Raw genomic sequence first — 16,814 nt, forward strand, 5'->3', positions numbered from 1 at the left:
GATCATGGATCATGCGGAGAGTCTGGGCCGCGCTTGTCCGGCTGCGGGTCACCATCGGTTACGCGGTTGCGCTGGTAGCAGTCGCCACCGTGCTGGTGGTCGAGGGGCCGCGGATGCAAGACCGGGTGATCGCTCATGCGAGCACCAATCTGCACAATCTGCACCAGGGACGCCTGGGCACCCTCATCGGCAGTGCCTTTGTGACCGACGCCGGACCAATCTACCTGTGGCTTCCCGGCCTGATCTGCATCCTTGCCCTGGCTGAACTGCAGTGGCACAGTGGGCGTTTGGCGCTGACCTTCGTGCTCGGTCATATCGGGGCGACCCTCATCGTGGGAGTCGGAACCGCACTGGCCATCTGGATGCACTGGGCCCCGATAACCATCGCGCGGGCCAGCGATGTGGGGATGAGCTACGGGACAGCCGCTGTTGTCGGCGCACTCACCGCATCGATTCCGCCGCGCTGGCGTGGCTCGTGGATGTCCGGCTGGATCGCCGTCGGCGCCGTATCCATCGCGTGCAATCAGACGTTCACCGAGGTGGGGCATCTCACGGCATTTCTCCTCGGGATGCTCGCGGCGCACACGCTGTCCCTGCACGCACCGCATTGGTCCGTACTCCGATTGCTGCTCTTAGGATTTGGTGGACTATTCGCCCTGATGATGTTCTCCGAGGACGCCCAGACTCTTGCGGCGGCGGTGCCCGCCGCGATAGCCGCGGTGCTCATCAGTCAATGGGTCAGGTCCCGGCGGGAGCCTCGTGATCAAGTAGCCACCGCTTGATCGGAAGCCCATAGCGGAAGCCTCCCAGTGCGCCGCCGATGCGGTACACCCGGTGGCACGGCACGAACAGCGCCGCCGCATTCCGGGCGCAGGCACTGGCGGCGGCACGGACCGCCGCGGGCCGTCCGGCGCGCACGGCGAACTCGCTGTAGGTGATGGGCGCTAAGGGATCGACCTGTCGCAGCACATCCCAGGCGTGCATGAGGAAGTCCCCGGAACGCTGGGTGACGGGGATCGAGTCGATGGCGGTCAGATCGCCTGCGTGGTAGTCGGTGACAGCCTTGGACACCTTGCCGAGATCGCGCTTGCGATTCAGTTCCCGCGGGCGCAACGTCGGATGTATCAACGCGTGCAGTAGCTCGGGGGAGTCCGTCCATCCCGATGCCAGGACCGTCCCCGATCCGTCGACGATAGCGGTGAACGGCCCCACCGGGGTGGTGAGAGTCGAGTAGTCGCTCACGAGATTCCTTTCTGTGCGCGAATGCGCGGACGGGGTAGCGCAGTGATTCCCTTGCGCCACAGGTGCATAGATACATAAGACCGCCAGGGCGAGCAGTCGCGGGCAGCTGCGAGGTCTATGCCCTCTGCTGCTGCGCCGCGGCGCAGCACCAGATCGTGCTCGAGGAGAACGTCTGGATCGGCGAGTTGACGCATCACCACGTAGTCAGCGGTCCAAGGTCCGATTCCCTTGATCTCCAATAGTTGCCGGCGCATGTCGGCGGCGTTCATGCCGTGATGCAACTCCAGCTTGCCGGTCGCGAGCCTGTCGGCGGCCCCGACGATCGCGGAGATCCGTGCCGCAGGTCCCGCCATTACCTCCGTACCGGCGGCGGCGACCGCCTCGGGGGTGGGAAACAGACGTGTCACCCGCCCGGTCGTGTCGGCCACCTCCTCGCCGAGTTCGGCAACGAGGTGTGCCGTAGCGGTATTGGCCGCGGATACCGAGATCTGCTGCCCGATCATGGTGCGCAACAGCAGCTCTGACCCGTCGACTGTCCCCGGCACCCGGATGCCGGGAGCCTCGGCGACAAGTGGGGCCAGCGCTGGGTGAGACAGCAGTGCGTCATCCACTGCCGCAGGGTCGGCATCCAGGTCAAGAAGGTGGCGCAGGCGGGCCACCGCGGGCGCGAGGTCACGCATATCGGAGAGCTGTAGGTCCGCGCGCACCTGATCGACGTCGACCGTCAGCGTCGCAACGACGGGACCGTGGGGCATCCTCAGTGCTCGGGTGTACCGTCCCTCGGCAAAATCCTCGACTCCGCGCGCGCAATGATGCTCCAACAGCCAGATCGACCAAGCGACGTTATGGGGCTGCCGCAGAGGAAGTTTCAGGCTGACGCCGCCGGGCATCGGTGCCGATGCGAGACTCGCTGCACGGGGGAGCTCGGCGCGTAGTTTCGACGGTGTCGTCGCGAACACCGCGGCGATCGTGTCGTTGAACTGCCGGATACTGGAAAACCCGGCCGCAAAGGCAATGTCGGACATGGCCAGTTCGGTCCGCTGAATGAGCAGACGTGCGGTGGTGGCGCGATTGGCGCGCGCCAGGGCCAGCGGGCTTGCGCCGAGCTCGGCGAGTAGAACCCTGTTGAGCTGACGGCTCGAGTACCCGAGGGCACGGGCCAAACCATCCACGCCATCGCGCTCGACCACGCCGTCGCCAATAAGACGCATCGCTCGAACAGCTAAGTCGGACTTGATATTCCACAATGGCGATCCGGGTGCCGCGTCCGGCAGGCACCGTCGGCAGGCTCGATAGCCCTCGGCCTGCGCCGAGGCGGCGGTGGGATGGAACGAGACATTCTGGCGCTTCGGGGTGATGGCCGGGCAGGACGGCCGGCAGTAGATGCCGGTGGTGCGAACGGCCGTATAGAACTGGCCGTCGAATCGTGTGTCACGGGACTGCACGGCCCGGTAACAGGCCTCCGCGTCAAGTTCCATGCTTCGAGCATGCCCGCGGTCCCACCGCAGCGCTAGCGGAAATCGGACATTATCGTCCGGACTGATTTGCCTCCCAGATGTGGGCGTAGCGCCGCCAGGCCAGCAGCGTGATCGTCATCGACAGTGCGGTACCTGCCGTCGCCCCGGTCCCTGAACGCCGCCAGGCGGCTATCAATGCCGAGATCAGCGCGGTGCCGCCGACAATGCCCAACACGGTGAGGGCAGTATCCGACGTAGGTCTGGTCATCCAGATCTCCTCACCGCGTATGGCACGAGTGGCAAAGGAGTTGTTGTCCCGGGGCGGCGGGGTCACCACCGGGTTGATGGCGAGCCACGCAGCGATGGGGACCGCCCAACGCCATCGCCGGGTCCATACCGGAACGAGCAACAGCGGTGTCGTTGCCCAACGGGACCACGCACTGATCGGATGGCAATGTCTTTCGAAGATCCAGCGGCGCACTGCTTCGCCATTCACCCGCTCAACACTAGGCGGTGCGGTGGTGCCCGCCGGGCATGACCGCACGGTGGTTAACCCGCCTTACCCTATGATCGGCATCCGTGGCCGATCACTCGCAGGACCCTTCAGTGGAACCATCAGAGAGAGCTCTGACGAGCGCCGTTGATGCTGCTCGCGCGGCCTTTGACGGCGCCGGTGACCTGGATGCCCTCGCGCAGGCAAAGGTTGACCACCTGGGGGAGAAGTCGCCGCTGGCGCTCGCGCGACAGTCGCTGGGCGCGCTGCCGAAGGAGCAACGGGCTGAGGCCGGAAAGCTTGTCAACGCCGTACGCACCCAGGCGCAACAGGCGTACGACATCCGGTTGGAGGCACTGCGCGCCGAACGTGATGCCGCCGTACTGGTCGCGGAGCGTGTCGATGTGACCCTGCCGTCGACGCGCCAGACGATCGGAGCGCGCCACCCGATCACCATCCTGTCCGAACACATTGCGGACACCTTCGTAGCGATGGGGTGGGAGGTGGCGGACGGCCCCGAGGTGGAGACCGAACACTTCAACTTCGATGCCCTCAACTTCTTGCCCGACCACCCGGCTCGCAGCACACAGGACACCTTCTACATCGCCCCCGAGGAGTCGCGACAGGTGTTGCGCACGCACACCTCACCGGTTCAGGTCCGTACCCTGTTGGCGCGCGAGCTGCCCGTCTACGTGATCTCGCTGGGGCGCGCCTTCCGCACCGATGAAATCGATGCGACGCACCTGCCCGCCTTCCATCAGGTGGAGGGGCTCGCCGTGGATCGCGGACTGACCCTGGCCAACCTCAAGGGCACGCTCGACGCCTTCGCACGGGCCATGTTCGGGGCACAGGCACACACCCGGATGCGGCCGCACTTCTTCCCGTTCACCGAACCCTCCGCCGAGGTGGACGTCTGGTTCGAGAACAAGAAGGGCGGGGCCGGCTGGGTTGAATGGGGAGGCTGCGGCATGGTAAATCCGAATGTGCTGCGGGCCAGTGGTATTGATCCCGAAAAATACAGCGGCTTCGCGTTTGGTATGGGGCTGGAACGAACCTTGCAGTTCCGCAACGGGCTGCCCGACATGCGCGACATGATCGAAGGCGACGTACGCTTCAGCCTCCCGTTCGGGGTGAGTGCCTGATGCGTATTCCCTACAGCTGGCTTATCGAGGTCCTGCGTGTCGGTGCTCCGGAGTTCGCCGCCACCCCGGCGAGTATCGAGGAAACGCTGATCCGCATCGGTCACGAAGTGGAAGAGGTAATCGTTCCCGGTCCGGTTACCGGACCGCTGGTGATCGGGCGCGTCGCCCAGATCACCGAACTCACCGACTTCAAAAAGCCGATCCGGTTTTGCCTGGTGGACGTAGGCGAAGCCGAACCTCGTGAGATTGTCTGTGGTGCATCGAATTTCGCCGTCAACGACCTCGTGGTGGTGGCACTCCCGGGCGTCACGCTGCCCGGCGACTTCACCATCGCGACACGAAAGACCTACGGACACACCTCCGACGGGATGATCTGCTCGACGACCGAGCTGGGTCTCGGCTCGGACTCGTCGGGCATTCTGGTGCTACCGCCGGGAACCGCCGATCCCGGTGCCGACGCAGCCGAGGTGGTCGGGCTGGACGATGTCATCTTCGATCTGTCGATCACTCCGGATCGCGGATACTGCCTGTCCGTTCGCGGGCTGGCCCGCGATCTGGCTTGTGCGTACGACCTGGATTTCGCCGATCCAGCTGCGGTAGAGTCGCTCCCGGCCGACAAGCCCTCGCTGCCGGTACATATCGACGCCGGTACTGGGGTCAAACGCTTCGGGTTGCGCCCGGTGATCGGCATCGATCCGGCGGCGGTGTCGCCGTGGTGGCTGCAGCGACGGCTGATGCTCTGTGGAATCCGGGCCATATCGCCTGCGGTGGACGCCACCAACTACGTGATGCTCGAGATCGGGCATCCCATGCACGCGCATGACAAGGCGCGGATCAGCGGGGATTTCCGGGTGCGATTCGCGACACCCGGCGAGACGGTTATCACCCTCGACGATGTGCAACGCAAGCTTGAACCCGGCGACGTTCTGATCGCCGACGATGCCGGTGTGACCGCCATCGGCGGTGTCATGGGCGCCGGAAGTACCGAGATGCGCGAAGACTCCACTGACGTGCTCCTCGAAGCCGCGGTATGGGATCCGGCCGCAGTACTGCGTACCCAGCGTCGGCTACACCTGCACAGCGAGGCGGGACGTCGCTACGAGCGTTCCGTGGATCCCGCGATATCCGTTGCCGCGCTGGATCGTTGTGCGTCTCTACTGCGTGACATAGCAGGCGGCAGCACGCCCGCCGAACTCACCGATTGGTCGGCCGACGGCCAGGCTCGATCAGAGATTGTCATGGCCACCGACCTGCCCGCGCGCATTGCCGGGATCGACTACGCCGACGGGGTGGTGGAACACCGCCTCCGGCAGATCGGTGCCGAGGTGGCGGTGGATGGCGACACCCTGCGGGTCACACCGCCGAGCTGGCGTCCGGACATCACCGAGGGTGCGGACCTGGTGGAGGAGGTGCTGCGACTCGAAGGACTGGAAGATATCCCGTCGATTCTGCCCGCGGCACCACAAGGCGGTGGCCTCACCGCGCCGCAACGCCGTCGCCGTGCGGTGGGGAAGTCCTTGGCGCTCAGCGGATACACCGAGATCCTGCCGATGCCCTTCCTGCCTGCCGGTGTGTTCGACGCGTGGGGCCTGGATCAGGACGATCCGCGCCGACGTACCACAAAGGTTCTCAACCCGCTGGAATCCGATCGCCCCGAACTGGCCAGCACGCTCTTACCTGGGGTGCTTGAGGCGTTGTCGCGCAATATTTCTCGCGGAACCGTCGACGTCGCGTTGTTCACTATCGGTCAGGTTGTCCGGCCAACCGAGACGACCCGGGCGATCCCGTTGCTCGACGTGACGGATCGCCCCTCCGAGGCCGAGCTCAGTGCATTGTTTGAGTCTCTGCCCGCGCAGCCCGTCCATGTGGCACTTGTGCTGACGGGGGCGCGCGAGCCGAATGGGCCGTGGGGGCGCGGGCGCGCCGCCGATGTCACCGACGTGCTGGAAGCTGCCCGGATAATCGGGCGGGCCGCCTATGTGGACCTGTCGCTGCGGGCCGGCAGTGAATTGCCGTGGCATCCGGGGCGGTGCGCGGAGATTGTGGCCGATGGCCAGGTTGTCGGGCATGCCGGCGAATTGCACCCGGCGGTTATCGAACGGCTCGGGCTGCCCAAACGCACATGTGCCCTGGAGCTGAGCCTCGATGCGCTTCCCATCACCAATCCGCTTCCCGCGCCGCAGATCTCGCCGTTCCCGGCAGTTTTTCAGGACGTTTCGCTGGTGGTCGCCGAAACAGTGCCCGCCGATGCGGTCACCGAGGCGTTGCGCGCCGGGGCGGGTGAGTTGATCGAAGAGGTGCGCCTGGTTGAGGTTTACACCGGGCCGCAGGTGGGCGAAGGCAACAAATCGTTGAACTTCCGGCTGCGTTTCCGGGCAACCGACCGCACCCTGACAGAAGACGAGGCCACCGCCGCACGGATAACGGCGGTGGCCTCTGCGGCCGAGCGCGTTGGAGCAACCCAACGCACCTAGCAGGTCTTACTGTCCTCGGCGCTGGTCAGCCTGCTCGCGGTGCTGCTCCTGGCGCTGACGATCGGCACGATCCGACATGGAAGGCTCCCTTCTCGTTCTCGCTCGTTATCAACTGCCGGCGCTATTTCGCCAGCTACCTCCACCGTAACCGTGGGAACGGGGCATCACACCGTTTAGCTCAAGTTGAGGTTGACCGCGTGTCCACAAAGACCGATCGAATATATTTGCGCTTGACTGCATAATGATACAGAATTGCGGCTATGACTACTGGGTTCTCGGTCGCGGTCGCCGGTGCCAGCGGATATGCCGGCGGTGAGATTCTGCGCCTGCTGCTCGCACATCCGGCATACGCCGCGGGCCGCTTGCGCATCGGGGTGCTGACGGCTGGTTCGAACGCCGGCAGCAGCCTCATCGAGCATCACCCGAATCTGACGCCGTTGGCTGACCACAAACTACAGCCCACCGATCCCAAGCTGTTGCGGGGGCATGACGTGGTGTTCCTGGCATTGCCGCACGGGTCTTCGGCCAAGATTGCCGACGAGCTGGGGCCGCAGACCCTCATCATCGACTGTGGCGCCGACTTCCGGCTGACCGATGCCGCCGCATGGCAGCGTTACTACGGCTCGAAACATGCGGGGAGCTGGCCGTATGGCTTACCAGAGCTTTCCGGTGCACGTGCGGCCCTGCACGGCACCAAGCGTGTAGCGGTTCCGGGCTGCTATCCGACGGCAGCACTTTTGGCGTTATCTCCTGCGGTCACCGCAGGACTCGTGGATCCGACGGTCACCGTGGTCGCGGTGAGTGGCACCACGGGCGCCGGACGCGCCCCCAAGGCCGACCTGCTGGCCTCCGAGGTCATGGGATCGGCTCGCGCCTACAACATCGCCGGCGCGCATCGGCACACTCCGGAGATCGCTCAGGGGCTGAATCATCCGTCGGGCAAGCCGGTCACCGTCTCCTTCACGCCCGTACTCATCCCCATGCCCCGCGGCATCCTCGCCACGTGTACGGCGCCAACCAGTGCGACCCTGGCCGAGATCCGGGACGCATATCAGGAGGCATACCGCGATGAGCCGTTCATCCACGTGCTTCCCGAGGGGCAGTTGCCCACCACCAAGGCGGTATCCGGGAGCAACGCCGCGCACATCGGGCTGGCCGTCGACCCCGACGCGGGCGTGCTGGTGGCGATCGCGGCGATCGACAACCTGGTGAAGGGCACCGCAGGAGCCGCGATTCAATCCATGAACCTCGCACTCGGCTGGCCCGAGGGCGACGGCCTATCCATCGTGGGGGTAGCACCATGACCGAGAACAACTCGCCGTTAGTTCGGACGCAGGGCGTCACCGCGCCCGCCGGCTTCAAAGCGGCCGGAATCGCCGCCGGAATCAAGGTCTCAGGCAAGCCGGATCTTGCCCTGGTCTTCAACGAGGGGCCCGACTACGCCGCGGCGGGGGTGTTCACCCGCAACAAGGTCAAGGCCGCGCCCGTGCTCTGGTCGCAGCAGGTTCTCACCACGGGACGGCTGCGCGCCGTCATTCTCAACTCCGGTGGAGCGAATGCATGCACCGGGCCGGTCGGATTCCAGGACAGCCACGCCACCGCGGAGGAGGTCGCCAAGACGCTCAGCGACTGGGGCACCGAGACCGGGGCCGTCGAGGTGGCTGTGTGCTCCACCGGACTCATCGGCGACCGGTTGCCCATGGACAAGGTGCTGGCCGGGGTGCAGGAAATCGTGCACGAGCTGGCGGGTGGCCTGGGCGGTGGCACCGACGCCGCGCACGCCATCATGACCACCGACACCGTGCCGAAAGAGGTTGCGCTGCATCATAAGGGCGGCTGGACGGTGGGCGGCATGGCCAAGGGCGCGGGCATGTTGGCGCCCTCCCTGGCCACCATGCTTGTGGTCATCACGACCGACGCCGCAGTGCCCGCCGCGCAGTTGGATTCCGCGTTGAGGGCGGCTACCGCGCGCACCTTCGACCGGCTCGACGTCGACGGCAGCTGTTCCACCAACGACACCGTGCTGCTGCTGGCCTCCGGGGCAAGCGAGATCACTCCTGACGCAGAGGAATTCGCTGCCGCGGTAGCACGGGTCTGCGATGACCTGGCCGCGCAGCTGCAGTCCGATGCCGAGGGTGTCACCAAACGGATCCTGATCACCGTCACCGGAGCGGTCACCGAGGACGACGCGGTGGCCGCCGCCCGGACGGTGGCGCGCGACAGCCTTGTCAAGACCGCGCTGTTCGGCTCCGACCCCAACTGGGGCCGAGTGCTCGCCGCGGTCGGAATGGCCCCGATAGACCTCGACCCGGATCGCGTCACGGTGTCATTCAACGGAAACCTGGTATGCGCCAACTGCACCGGCGCTCCGGGCGCTCGTGATATCGATCTGTCCGGGCCGGACGTCGAGGTACTCATCGACCTCGGCGCGGGGGATCAGCGGGCGACCATCCGGACCACCGATCTTTCGCATGCCTACGTCGAAGAGAATTCGGCGTACAGCTCATGAAGGCTCCCAAGAAGGCGCGCGTGCTCGCCGAGGCGCTGCCATGGCTCAAGAAGCTGCATGGCGCCATCGTCGTGATCAAGTACGGCGGCAACGCCATGACTGACGATGCGCTCAAGAACGCCTTCGCCGAAGACATGGTGTTCCTGCGCAACTGCGGCATCCACCCCGTCGTCGTGCACGGCGGCGGCCCGCAGATCACCTCGATGCTGAAAAAGCTTGGTGTTTCCGGAGAGTTCAAGGGTGGCTTCCGGGTCACCACACCGGAAGTGCTGGACATCGCGCGAATGGTGCTCTTCGGTCAGGTTGGCCGTGAGCTTGTCGGGTTGATCAACAGCCACGGGCCGTACGCGGTGGGGATCACGGGCGAGGATGCGCAGCTGTTCACGGCCGTGCGCCGTACCGCGACCGTAGATGGCGTCGAGACCGATATCGGGTTGGTCGGCGATGTGGCACAGGTGAACCCGGAAGCGATCCTTGACCTGATCGATGCCGGACGTATCCCGGTGGTATCTACCCTTGCCCCCGATGCGGATGGCGTGGTGCACAACCTCAACGCCGACACCGCCGCCGGCGCACTCGCCGAAGCCCTTGGCGCCGAGCGTCTCCTGATGCTCACCGATATCGAGGGCCTTTACACCGACTGGCCGGATCGGGGATCGCTGGTGACCGCTATCGCCGCCGAGGATCTGCGCGGGCTCCTGCCCAGGCTGGAATCGGGCATGATTCCCAAGGTCGAGGCATGTCTGCGGGCGGTGGACGGCGGGGTGCCCAGCGCCCACATCATCGACGGGCGCGTCGAGCATTGCGTATTGGTCGAGCTATTCACCGACGAGGGCGTCGGGACACTTGTCAGGAGCCAATCATGAGCAACACCAGCGAGACCCAGCAGCGCTGGGAACACGTCATGATGAACAACTACGGCACACCGCCGGTCGTCCTCGCCGAGGGAGACGGGGCCGTCGTCACCGATGTGGACGGCAAGCGGTACCTGGATCTGTTGGGCGGCATCGCCGTCAACGTCTTGGGTCACCGCAACCAGGCCGTCATCGATGCCGTCACGCACCAACTCTCGACACTCGGCCACACCTCGAATCTGTATGCGACGGGCCCCGGCCTCGAGCTCTCCGAGGCGCTCGTCGCACGGCTGGGAGTTCCGGGCAGGGTGTTCCTCTGCAATTCCGGCACCGAAGCCAACGAGGCCGCGTTCAAGCTGACCCGGCTTACCGGGCGCACCAAGGTCGTAGCGGCCGAAGGTGCCTTCCACGGCCGCACCATGGGATCGCTGGCGCTCACCGGCCAGCCGGCCAAGCAGGCGCCGTTTGAGCCGTTGCCGGCGGGGGTTGTTCATGTACCGTACGGCGATCTCGCCGCCATCGAGTCGGTTGTCGACGGTGACACCGCAGCCGTCTTCCTGGAACCGATCATGGGCGAAGGTGGGGTGGTGGTTCCACCAGAGGGCTATCTCGCCGGGGTGCGTGAGATCACCGCGCGCCACGGCGCGCTGCTGGTGCTCGATGAGGTACAAACCGGAATCGGACGCACCGGAACATTTTTCGCACACCAACAGGTGGGAATAACCCCCGATGTGGTCACCCTGGCCAAGGGGCTTGGCGGCGGTCTGCCGATCGGTGCCTGTATCGCGACCGGAGCTGCCGCAGAGCTGCTCACTCCGGGACTGCACGGCAGCACGTTCGGAGGCAATCCGGTCTGTGCCGCGGCAGCCCTGGCGGTCCTGCGGGTTCTCGATGAGCAGAACCTCGTCGATCACGCTGCCGCGGCCGGGAAGTCGTTGAGCCATGCCATCGAAGGGTTGAACCATCCGCTGGTCGCGCGGGTACGCGGCGCCGGTCTGCTCCTGGGCATCGTCCTGAACGAGCAGCGTGCCAAGGCCGCGGAAGCGGCGGCACGCGATGCCGGGTTCCTGCTCAACGCCGCCGCGCCCGAGGTGCTACGCCTGGCGCCACCACTGATCATCACCGACGAACAGATCGAGGAGTTTGTCACCTCATTACCGGGAATCCTCGACACCGCCGCAGAACAGGAGCAGGCATGAGTATCCGTCACTTTCTGAGGGATGACGACCTCTCACCCGCCGAGCAGGCCGAGGTCCTCACGCTGGCAGCCGAACTCAAGAAGGCGCCGTTCTCGCGTCGACCGCTTGAAGGCCCCCACGGGGTCGCCGTAATCTTCGAGAAGAACTCGACCCGCACGCGCTTCTCCTTCGAGATGGGTATCGCACAGCTGGGTGGACACGCGGTGGTGGTCGACAGCCGCACCACTCAGTTGGGGCGCGAGGAGACCCTCGAAGACACCGGGCAGGTGCTGTCCCGCTACGTGGAAGCCATCGTGTGGCGTACCTACGCGCAGGAACGCCTCACCGCCATGGCCTCCGGATCCACAGTGCCGATCGTGAACGCCCTGTCGGATGATTTTCATCCGTGCCAGGTCCTCGCCGATCTGCAGACGCTGGCCGAACGCAAGGGCTCGCTGACCGGGCTTCGTCTGACGTACCTGGGTGACGGCGCGAACAACATGGCGCACTCACTGATGGTCGGTGGCGTCACGGCAGGCATCCACGTGACGATTGCGGCGCCCAATGGGTTTGCACCGCATGGTAAGTACGTCGCCGAAGCCGAGCGGATCGCCGCGCACACCGGTGCGTCCGTCACCGTGACCGCTGACCCGCGAACCGCTTCCACCGGTGCCGACGTCCTCGTCACCGATGCGTGGACCTCGATGGGACAGGAGAACGACGGCCTCGACAGGGTGCGGCCTTTCCGGTCGTTCCAGGTGAACGAGGATCTGCTCGGGCTGGCGGATTCAGAAGCCATTGTCCTGCACTGCCTTCCCGCACATCGCGGCGAGGAGATCACCGATGAGGTGATCGACGGCCCCCGTAGCGCCGTATGGGATGAGGCCGAGAACCGTTTGCATGCCCAGAAGGCGTTGCTGGTGTGGCTGCTGGAGCAGCGACGATGACAGCCTCACACGCCGCCGATACCCGGGCGGGCCGGCAGGCGCGCATCGTGGCGCTGCTGTCGACCCAGTCGGTGCGCAGCCAGGGTGAGCTGGCCGCGCTGCTGGCGGCCGAGGGCATCGAAACCACGCAGGCCACCTTGTCCCGGGATCTCGACGAGCTCGGCGCCGTGAAACTTCGCGCTGCCGACGGCGGGGTGGGGGTGTACGTGGTGCCCGAGGACGGCAGTCCGGTGCGTGGAGTGTCCGGAGGCACCGACCGGCTCTCCCGGTTGCTGGGGGAGCTGCTGGTATCCACCGACGCCAGCGGTAATCTCGCGGTACTGCGCACGCCGCCGGGTGCCGCGCACTATCTCGCCAGCGCGATTGATCGCGCCGCATTGCCCGACGTTGTCGGGACCATCGCGGGGGATGACACCATTGCGGTGATCGCCCGCGAACCCTTGACCGGAGCCCAGCTCGCCGCACAATTCGAACAGCTTGCTTAAGAGAGAGAAGACATGACTAGCAGTGACCGCGTAATCCTGGCCTACTCGGGCGGGCTCGACACCTCGGTAGCGATCAGCTGGATCGGCAAGGAAACCGGCCGCGAGGTGGTGGCGGTTGCCATCGACCTCGGCCAGGGCGGCGAGGACATGGAGGTGGTGCGTCAGCGTGCCCTCGACTGTGGCGCCGTCGAGGCGGTTGTCGTCGATGCCCGCGATGAGTTCGCCGACGAGTACTGCTTGCCGACCGTGCAGTCCAACGCGCTGTACATGGATCGTTATCCGCTGGTGTCGGCGATCAGCCGTCCGTTGATCGTCAAGCATCTGGTGGCCGCCGCCCGCGAGCATGGCGGCGGGATCGTGGCGCACGGCTGCACCGGCAAGGGCAACGATCAGGTGCGTTTCGAAGTCGGATTTGCCTCGCTGGCACCGGATCTGGAGGTGCTCGCTCCGGTCCGCGACTATGCCTGGACCCGCGAGAAGGCCATTGCGTTCGCCGCCGAGAACGAGATCCCGATCAACGTGACGAAGAAGTCGCCGTTCTCCATCGACCAGAACGTGTGGGGCCGTGCGGTGGAAACCGGTTTCCTGGAAGACCTTTGGAATGCCCCGACCAAGGACGTGTACGACTATACCGAGGACCCGACCCTCAACTGGGGCGCACCCGACGAGCTGATCATCACCTTCGACAAGGGTGTGCCCACCGCGATCGACGGCAACCCGGTCACCGTGTTGGAAGCCATCGTGGAGCTCAACCGGCGTGCCGGGGCGCAGGGTGTGGGCCGTCTCGATGTCGTCGAGGATCGATTGGTCGGCATCAAGAGCCGTGAAATCTACGAAGCGCCAGGCGCGATGGTCCTCATCACCGCGCACGAGGAGCTCGAGCACGTCACCCTGGAGCGTGAGCTTGGCCGGTACAAGCGGCACACCGACCAGAAATGGGCCGAGCTGGTGTACGACGGCCTCTGGTACTCGCCGCTGAAGCGCTCACTGGAGGCATTTGTCGCGGACACCCAGCAGCATGTTTCCGGTGACATTCGACTGGTGCTCCATGGTGGAAACATCGCGGTGAACGGCCGCCGCAGCGCCGAGTCTCTGTACGACTTCAACCTGGCCACCTACGACGAGGGCGACAGCTTCGATCAGTCGAGTGCCAAGGGATTCGTGCACATCCACGGCCTGTCGTCGAAGATCTCCGCACAGCGGGACCTGTCGGGCAAGTGAGCACCAACGAGGGATCGCTGTGGGGTGGCCGGTTCGCCGGCGGGCCCGCGCCCGCGCTGGCAGCACTGAGCAAGTCAACTCATTTCGATTGGGTGCTGGCGCCGTACGACATTCGGGCATCGATCGCACATGCCCGGGTGTTGCGCAAGGCCGACCTGCTGACCGATGAGCAACTGTCGGCCTTGGTGGACGGGCTGCAACAGCTGGACCGGGACGTCGCTTCGGGACAGTTCGTGCCTGCCGACACCGACGAGGATGTGCACGGCGCTCTCGAACGCGGACTCATCGAACGTGTCGGAGCCGATGTGGGTGGTCGTCTGCGCGCCGGTCGCTCCCGAAATGATCAGGTGGCCACGCTGTTTCGGATGTGGCTGCGCGATGCGGCCGGGCGGGTGTCCGACGGCGTGCTCGACGTGGTGCAGGCCCTGGCCGATCAGGCCGGTGCACATCCCGAGGCGATCATGCCGGGCAAGACTCATCTGCAGGCCGCGCAACCGGTGCTGCTGGCACACCATCTGCTCGCGCACGCACAGCCACTGCTGCGTGATGTGGACCGACTCGTCGACTGGGACCGGCGTACGGCCGTCTCACCCTACGGGGCTGGCGCACTGGCGGGATCCTCGCTAGGCCTGGACCCGGACACCATCGCGTTGGATCTGGGATTCACTGCGGCCACGGATAATTCGATCGATGCGACATCGGCCCGCGATTTCGCGGCCGAGGCCGCCTTCGTCTTCGCCATGATCGCCGTCGATCTGTCGCGCCTCTCCGAGGACATCATTCTCTGGAGCACAACAGAATTCGGCTATGCCGAACTCGACGATTCCTGGTCTACCGGTAGCTCAATCATGCCGCAGAAGAAGAATCCTGATATCGCCGAGCTGGCCCGCGGTAAATCGGGGCGCCTGATCGGAAACCTCACCGGCCTCCTCGCCACCTTGAAGGCCCAGCCGCTGGCCTACAACCGTGATCTGCAGGAGGACAAGGAACCGCTCTTCGATTCGGTGGCGCAGCTGGAACTCCTGCTGCCCGCGATGGCCGGCCTGGTCGCGACACTGCGGTTCCGCACCGAGCGCATGGCGGCCCTCGCCCCGGCGGGGTTCACCCTGGCCACCGACCTGGCCGAATGGATGGTGCGTCAGGGCGTACCGTTCCGCGTCGCGCATGAGGCGGCAGGGGAGGCGGTTCGTGTCGCCGAGGCCCGCGGGGCCGGTCTGGAGGACCTCACCGACGCTGAACTCGCCGCCATTCACCCCGCGTTGACCGGTGAGGTGCGTGCCGTACTGACCACCGCCGGATCGGTCGGTTCCCGCAACGCGCGCGGGGGCACCGCACCGGAGCGCGTTGCTGAGCAGCGCGAACTGGTGCTGGCCCGTCTGAACGTGCTGCGCGGTCAGAGCCGCTAACATCCAGGCATGGACGGTGAGCCGGACCCGACTTGGTCGGGCCCCGGTCCGGGGGGAGATATACCGGACGACCCGAACGCGGCGTGGCGCCGCCCGGTGGGCACTGAACCGCCGCAGGCCGGCGTCGCGATCGAGGAGAGCCCAACGCGGTCGGCACCACATGGTGTGATCGGTCGGACCATCGATTGGGTCCGTACGTGGTGGAACGACCTTGAGTTCGTGCAGATGTGGCATGTGGTCACAGTGCTCGCGATTGTGACGACCGCCGGATTCGGTGGCTTGGACGCCGTGGACAAGACTCCGCAGACATTCGATCTTGGCAAGCCTTTCGACAATGGTGAGTTCACCATCACTGTGCAAAAGGCCGTTCTGCGATCGGAAATCGTCGGCGGTGGAGCGGTGATCGCAAAAGAGAAGCCGGGACGCATGTATCTTGCGGTCCTTGCGGAGGTCACCAACAACTCCGATCGCGTCGACGTGGTCAGCAGCCAGTTTTCCCTGCCGAATGTGCCCGATGTACAAGACATTTCTCAGTTCCAGGGCCAGCGCGCCGTGACTCTCCGGATCGAAGACGGCAGCTTTTTGGTCGGGCTGCAACCTGATATCACCGAGAAGGTGGCAGTGGTGTGGAGCGTCCCTTCTGCCGCCGTACCACCCGGATCCACGGTGTCGGTTCAGGTGCCATACCGGAAATTTAGCCGTGGCCTGGTGCTCTATGGCGAGGGCTGGGTTGATGACGGCAAGAGCGCAACAACCAGTGTGCCTGTGGAGGTGTCTTCGTGAACTTCCCGAAGAAACTCTTGCCTTTCCGGGCCTCCTCGCCGCTTCTGCGCGTATCCGTGACGGCTGCGGTGGTGGCTGTTTTACTTTCTGCCTCCGTCTACGTCTGGAATCGCCTTCCTTCAGCCGCCGAGACTCAAAATGCCTTTGATGTTCACGGCACGATGGGAAGTTCGGTAACCGGCCGGTTGTTCTCGGCTACGGTGACCAAGGTCGGGATCGGGCCAGTCGTCAAACACACCGGCTTTTCTCCGCGTCAGCGAAACATCAAGTCCGCCGGTCAATGGGTCGTCGTCAAACTCACCATCACATCAATGACGGAGGCCTCACAGGCTGACGCGATACTGGCGCTCGGCGATAAGGGCTACACACCTGACAGCCGACTTGAGGGATCCACGTTACTGGGTGCACGTCTGACTCCGCTGATCCCCGAAACTGGCGTTTTTGTTTTCGAGGTCAGCTCAAGTGTGCTTGAAGATGCTCGCTCAGCGAAGTTGTACATTTTCTACGCCGCCGGAAAGTACAAATGGGATTCACGGCTCGTGATCGATATTCCGCTCGACAACGAGCATGCACCCCGGGCGTCCGTTATCGCGCTTCCCAAAACGGTGGTGGGCAAGCAATGA

The 16,814-nt window shown here is 65.2% G+C and carries 16 protein-coding genes; 13 read left to right on the plus strand and 3 right to left on the minus strand.

Annotated elements, in window-relative coordinates; genetic code table 11:
- Positions 1–11 precede the first annotated feature (11 nt).
- Positions 12–782, plus strand: coding sequence for a rhomboid-like protein (locus tag AOT87_RS17235; protein ID WP_057968385.1), 771 nt, complete (start codon positions 12–14; stop codon positions 780–782).
- On the opposite strand, the gene AOT87_RS17240 is transcribed toward AOT87_RS17235, so the two are convergent.
- Genes AOT87_RS17240 through AOT87_RS17250 form a run of 3 tightly spaced genes read right to left on the minus strand, consistent with a single transcriptional unit; the run spans position 739 to position 3,195 of the window.
- Positions 739–1,242, minus strand: coding sequence for a methylated-DNA--[protein]-cysteine S-methyltransferase (locus tag AOT87_RS17240; RefSeq protein WP_057968386.1), 504 nt, complete (start codon positions 1,240–1,242; stop codon positions 739–741). The genes AOT87_RS17235 and AOT87_RS17240 overlap by 44 nt on opposite strands.
- Positions 1,239–2,720 carry an Ada metal-binding domain-containing protein gene (locus tag AOT87_RS17245; RefSeq protein WP_057968387.1) on the minus strand — a complete coding sequence of 494 codons (1,482 nt, stop codon included), beginning with the start codon at positions 2,718–2,720 and terminating at the stop codon, positions 1,239–1,241. Before AOT87_RS17245 ends, AOT87_RS17240 begins: the two co-directional genes overlap by 4 nt.
- 49 nt (positions 2,721–2,769) lie before the next feature.
- On the minus strand, positions 2,770–3,195 hold the full coding sequence (locus tag AOT87_RS17250; protein WP_232785720.1) for a DUF6653 family protein: 426 nt from the start codon (positions 3,193–3,195) through the stop codon (positions 2,770–2,772).
- 83 nt (positions 3,196–3,278) lie between these two features.
- Here AOT87_RS17250 and pheS point away from each other — a divergent pair, with 83 nt between their 5' ends.
- The 12 genes from pheS to AOT87_RS17310 all read left to right on the plus strand — a co-directional run bounded on the left by pheS (position 3,279) and on the right by AOT87_RS17310 (position 16,814).
- Positions 3,279–4,334, plus strand: a complete 1,056-nt coding sequence (gene pheS, locus AOT87_RS17255) for a phenylalanine--tRNA ligase subunit alpha (RefSeq protein ID WP_101312246.1) — start codon at positions 3,279–3,281, stop codon at positions 4,332–4,334.
- On the plus strand, positions 4,334–6,808 hold the full coding sequence (gene pheT, locus AOT87_RS17260; RefSeq protein WP_057968388.1) for a phenylalanine--tRNA ligase subunit beta: 2,475 nt from the start codon (positions 4,334–4,336) through the stop codon (positions 6,806–6,808). The genes pheS and pheT overlap by 1 nt, the downstream gene beginning before the upstream one ends.
- Before the next feature lie 260 nt (positions 6,809–7,068).
- On the plus strand, positions 7,069–8,112 hold the full coding sequence (gene argC, locus AOT87_RS17265) for an N-acetyl-gamma-glutamyl-phosphate reductase (protein ID WP_030098046.1): 1,044 nt from the start codon (positions 7,069–7,071) through the stop codon (positions 8,110–8,112).
- Positions 8,109–9,317, plus strand: coding sequence for a bifunctional glutamate N-acetyltransferase/amino-acid acetyltransferase ArgJ (gene argJ / locus AOT87_RS17270; RefSeq protein ID WP_030098045.1), 1,209 nt, complete (start codon positions 8,109–8,111; stop codon positions 9,315–9,317). Before argC ends, argJ begins: the two co-directional genes overlap by 4 nt.
- Positions 9,314–10,183: an acetylglutamate kinase gene (gene argB / locus AOT87_RS17275; RefSeq protein ID WP_030098044.1), complete on the plus strand. Its 870-nt coding sequence runs from the start codon at positions 9,314–9,316 to the stop codon at positions 10,181–10,183. Before argJ ends, argB begins: the two co-directional genes overlap by 4 nt.
- On the plus strand, positions 10,180–11,370 hold the full coding sequence (locus AOT87_RS17280; protein WP_030098043.1) for an acetylornithine transaminase: 1,191 nt from the start codon (positions 10,180–10,182) through the stop codon (positions 11,368–11,370). Before argB ends, AOT87_RS17280 begins: the two co-directional genes overlap by 4 nt.
- Positions 11,367–12,296, plus strand: a complete 930-nt coding sequence (argF, locus tag AOT87_RS17285) for an ornithine carbamoyltransferase (RefSeq protein WP_030098042.1) — start codon at positions 11,367–11,369, stop codon at positions 12,294–12,296. The genes AOT87_RS17280 and argF overlap by 4 nt, the downstream gene beginning before the upstream one ends.
- Positions 12,293–12,781: an arginine repressor gene (locus tag AOT87_RS17290; protein ID WP_030098041.1), complete on the plus strand. Its 489-nt coding sequence runs from the start codon at positions 12,293–12,295 to the stop codon at positions 12,779–12,781. The genes argF and AOT87_RS17290 overlap by 4 nt, the downstream gene beginning before the upstream one ends.
- A gap of 12 nt (positions 12,782–12,793) precedes the next feature.
- Positions 12,794–14,002, plus strand: a complete 1,209-nt coding sequence (locus tag AOT87_RS17295) for an argininosuccinate synthase (RefSeq protein WP_030098040.1) — start codon at positions 12,794–12,796, stop codon at positions 14,000–14,002.
- Positions 13,999–15,408 carry an argininosuccinate lyase gene (gene argH / locus AOT87_RS17300; protein WP_030098039.1) on the plus strand — a complete coding sequence of 470 codons (1,410 nt, stop codon included), beginning with the start codon at positions 13,999–14,001 and terminating at the stop codon, positions 15,406–15,408. Before AOT87_RS17295 ends, argH begins: the two co-directional genes overlap by 4 nt.
- A gap of 9 nt (positions 15,409–15,417) precedes the next feature.
- Positions 15,418–16,191: a hypothetical protein gene (locus AOT87_RS17305; protein ID WP_057968389.1), complete on the plus strand. Its 774-nt coding sequence runs from the start codon at positions 15,418–15,420 to the stop codon at positions 16,189–16,191.
- Positions 16,188–16,814 (plus strand): hypothetical protein, encoded by a 627-nt coding sequence (locus AOT87_RS17310; RefSeq protein ID WP_057968390.1) that lies wholly within the window; start codon positions 16,188–16,190, stop codon positions 16,812–16,814. The genes AOT87_RS17305 and AOT87_RS17310 overlap by 4 nt, the downstream gene beginning before the upstream one ends.

The sequence above is a fragment of the Mycobacteroides sp. H003 genome (genome assembly GCF_001440135.1).
In the GTDB taxonomy this organism is placed as follows: Bacteria; Actinomycetota; Actinomycetes; order Mycobacteriales; family Mycobacteriaceae; genus Mycobacterium; species Mycobacterium gwanakae.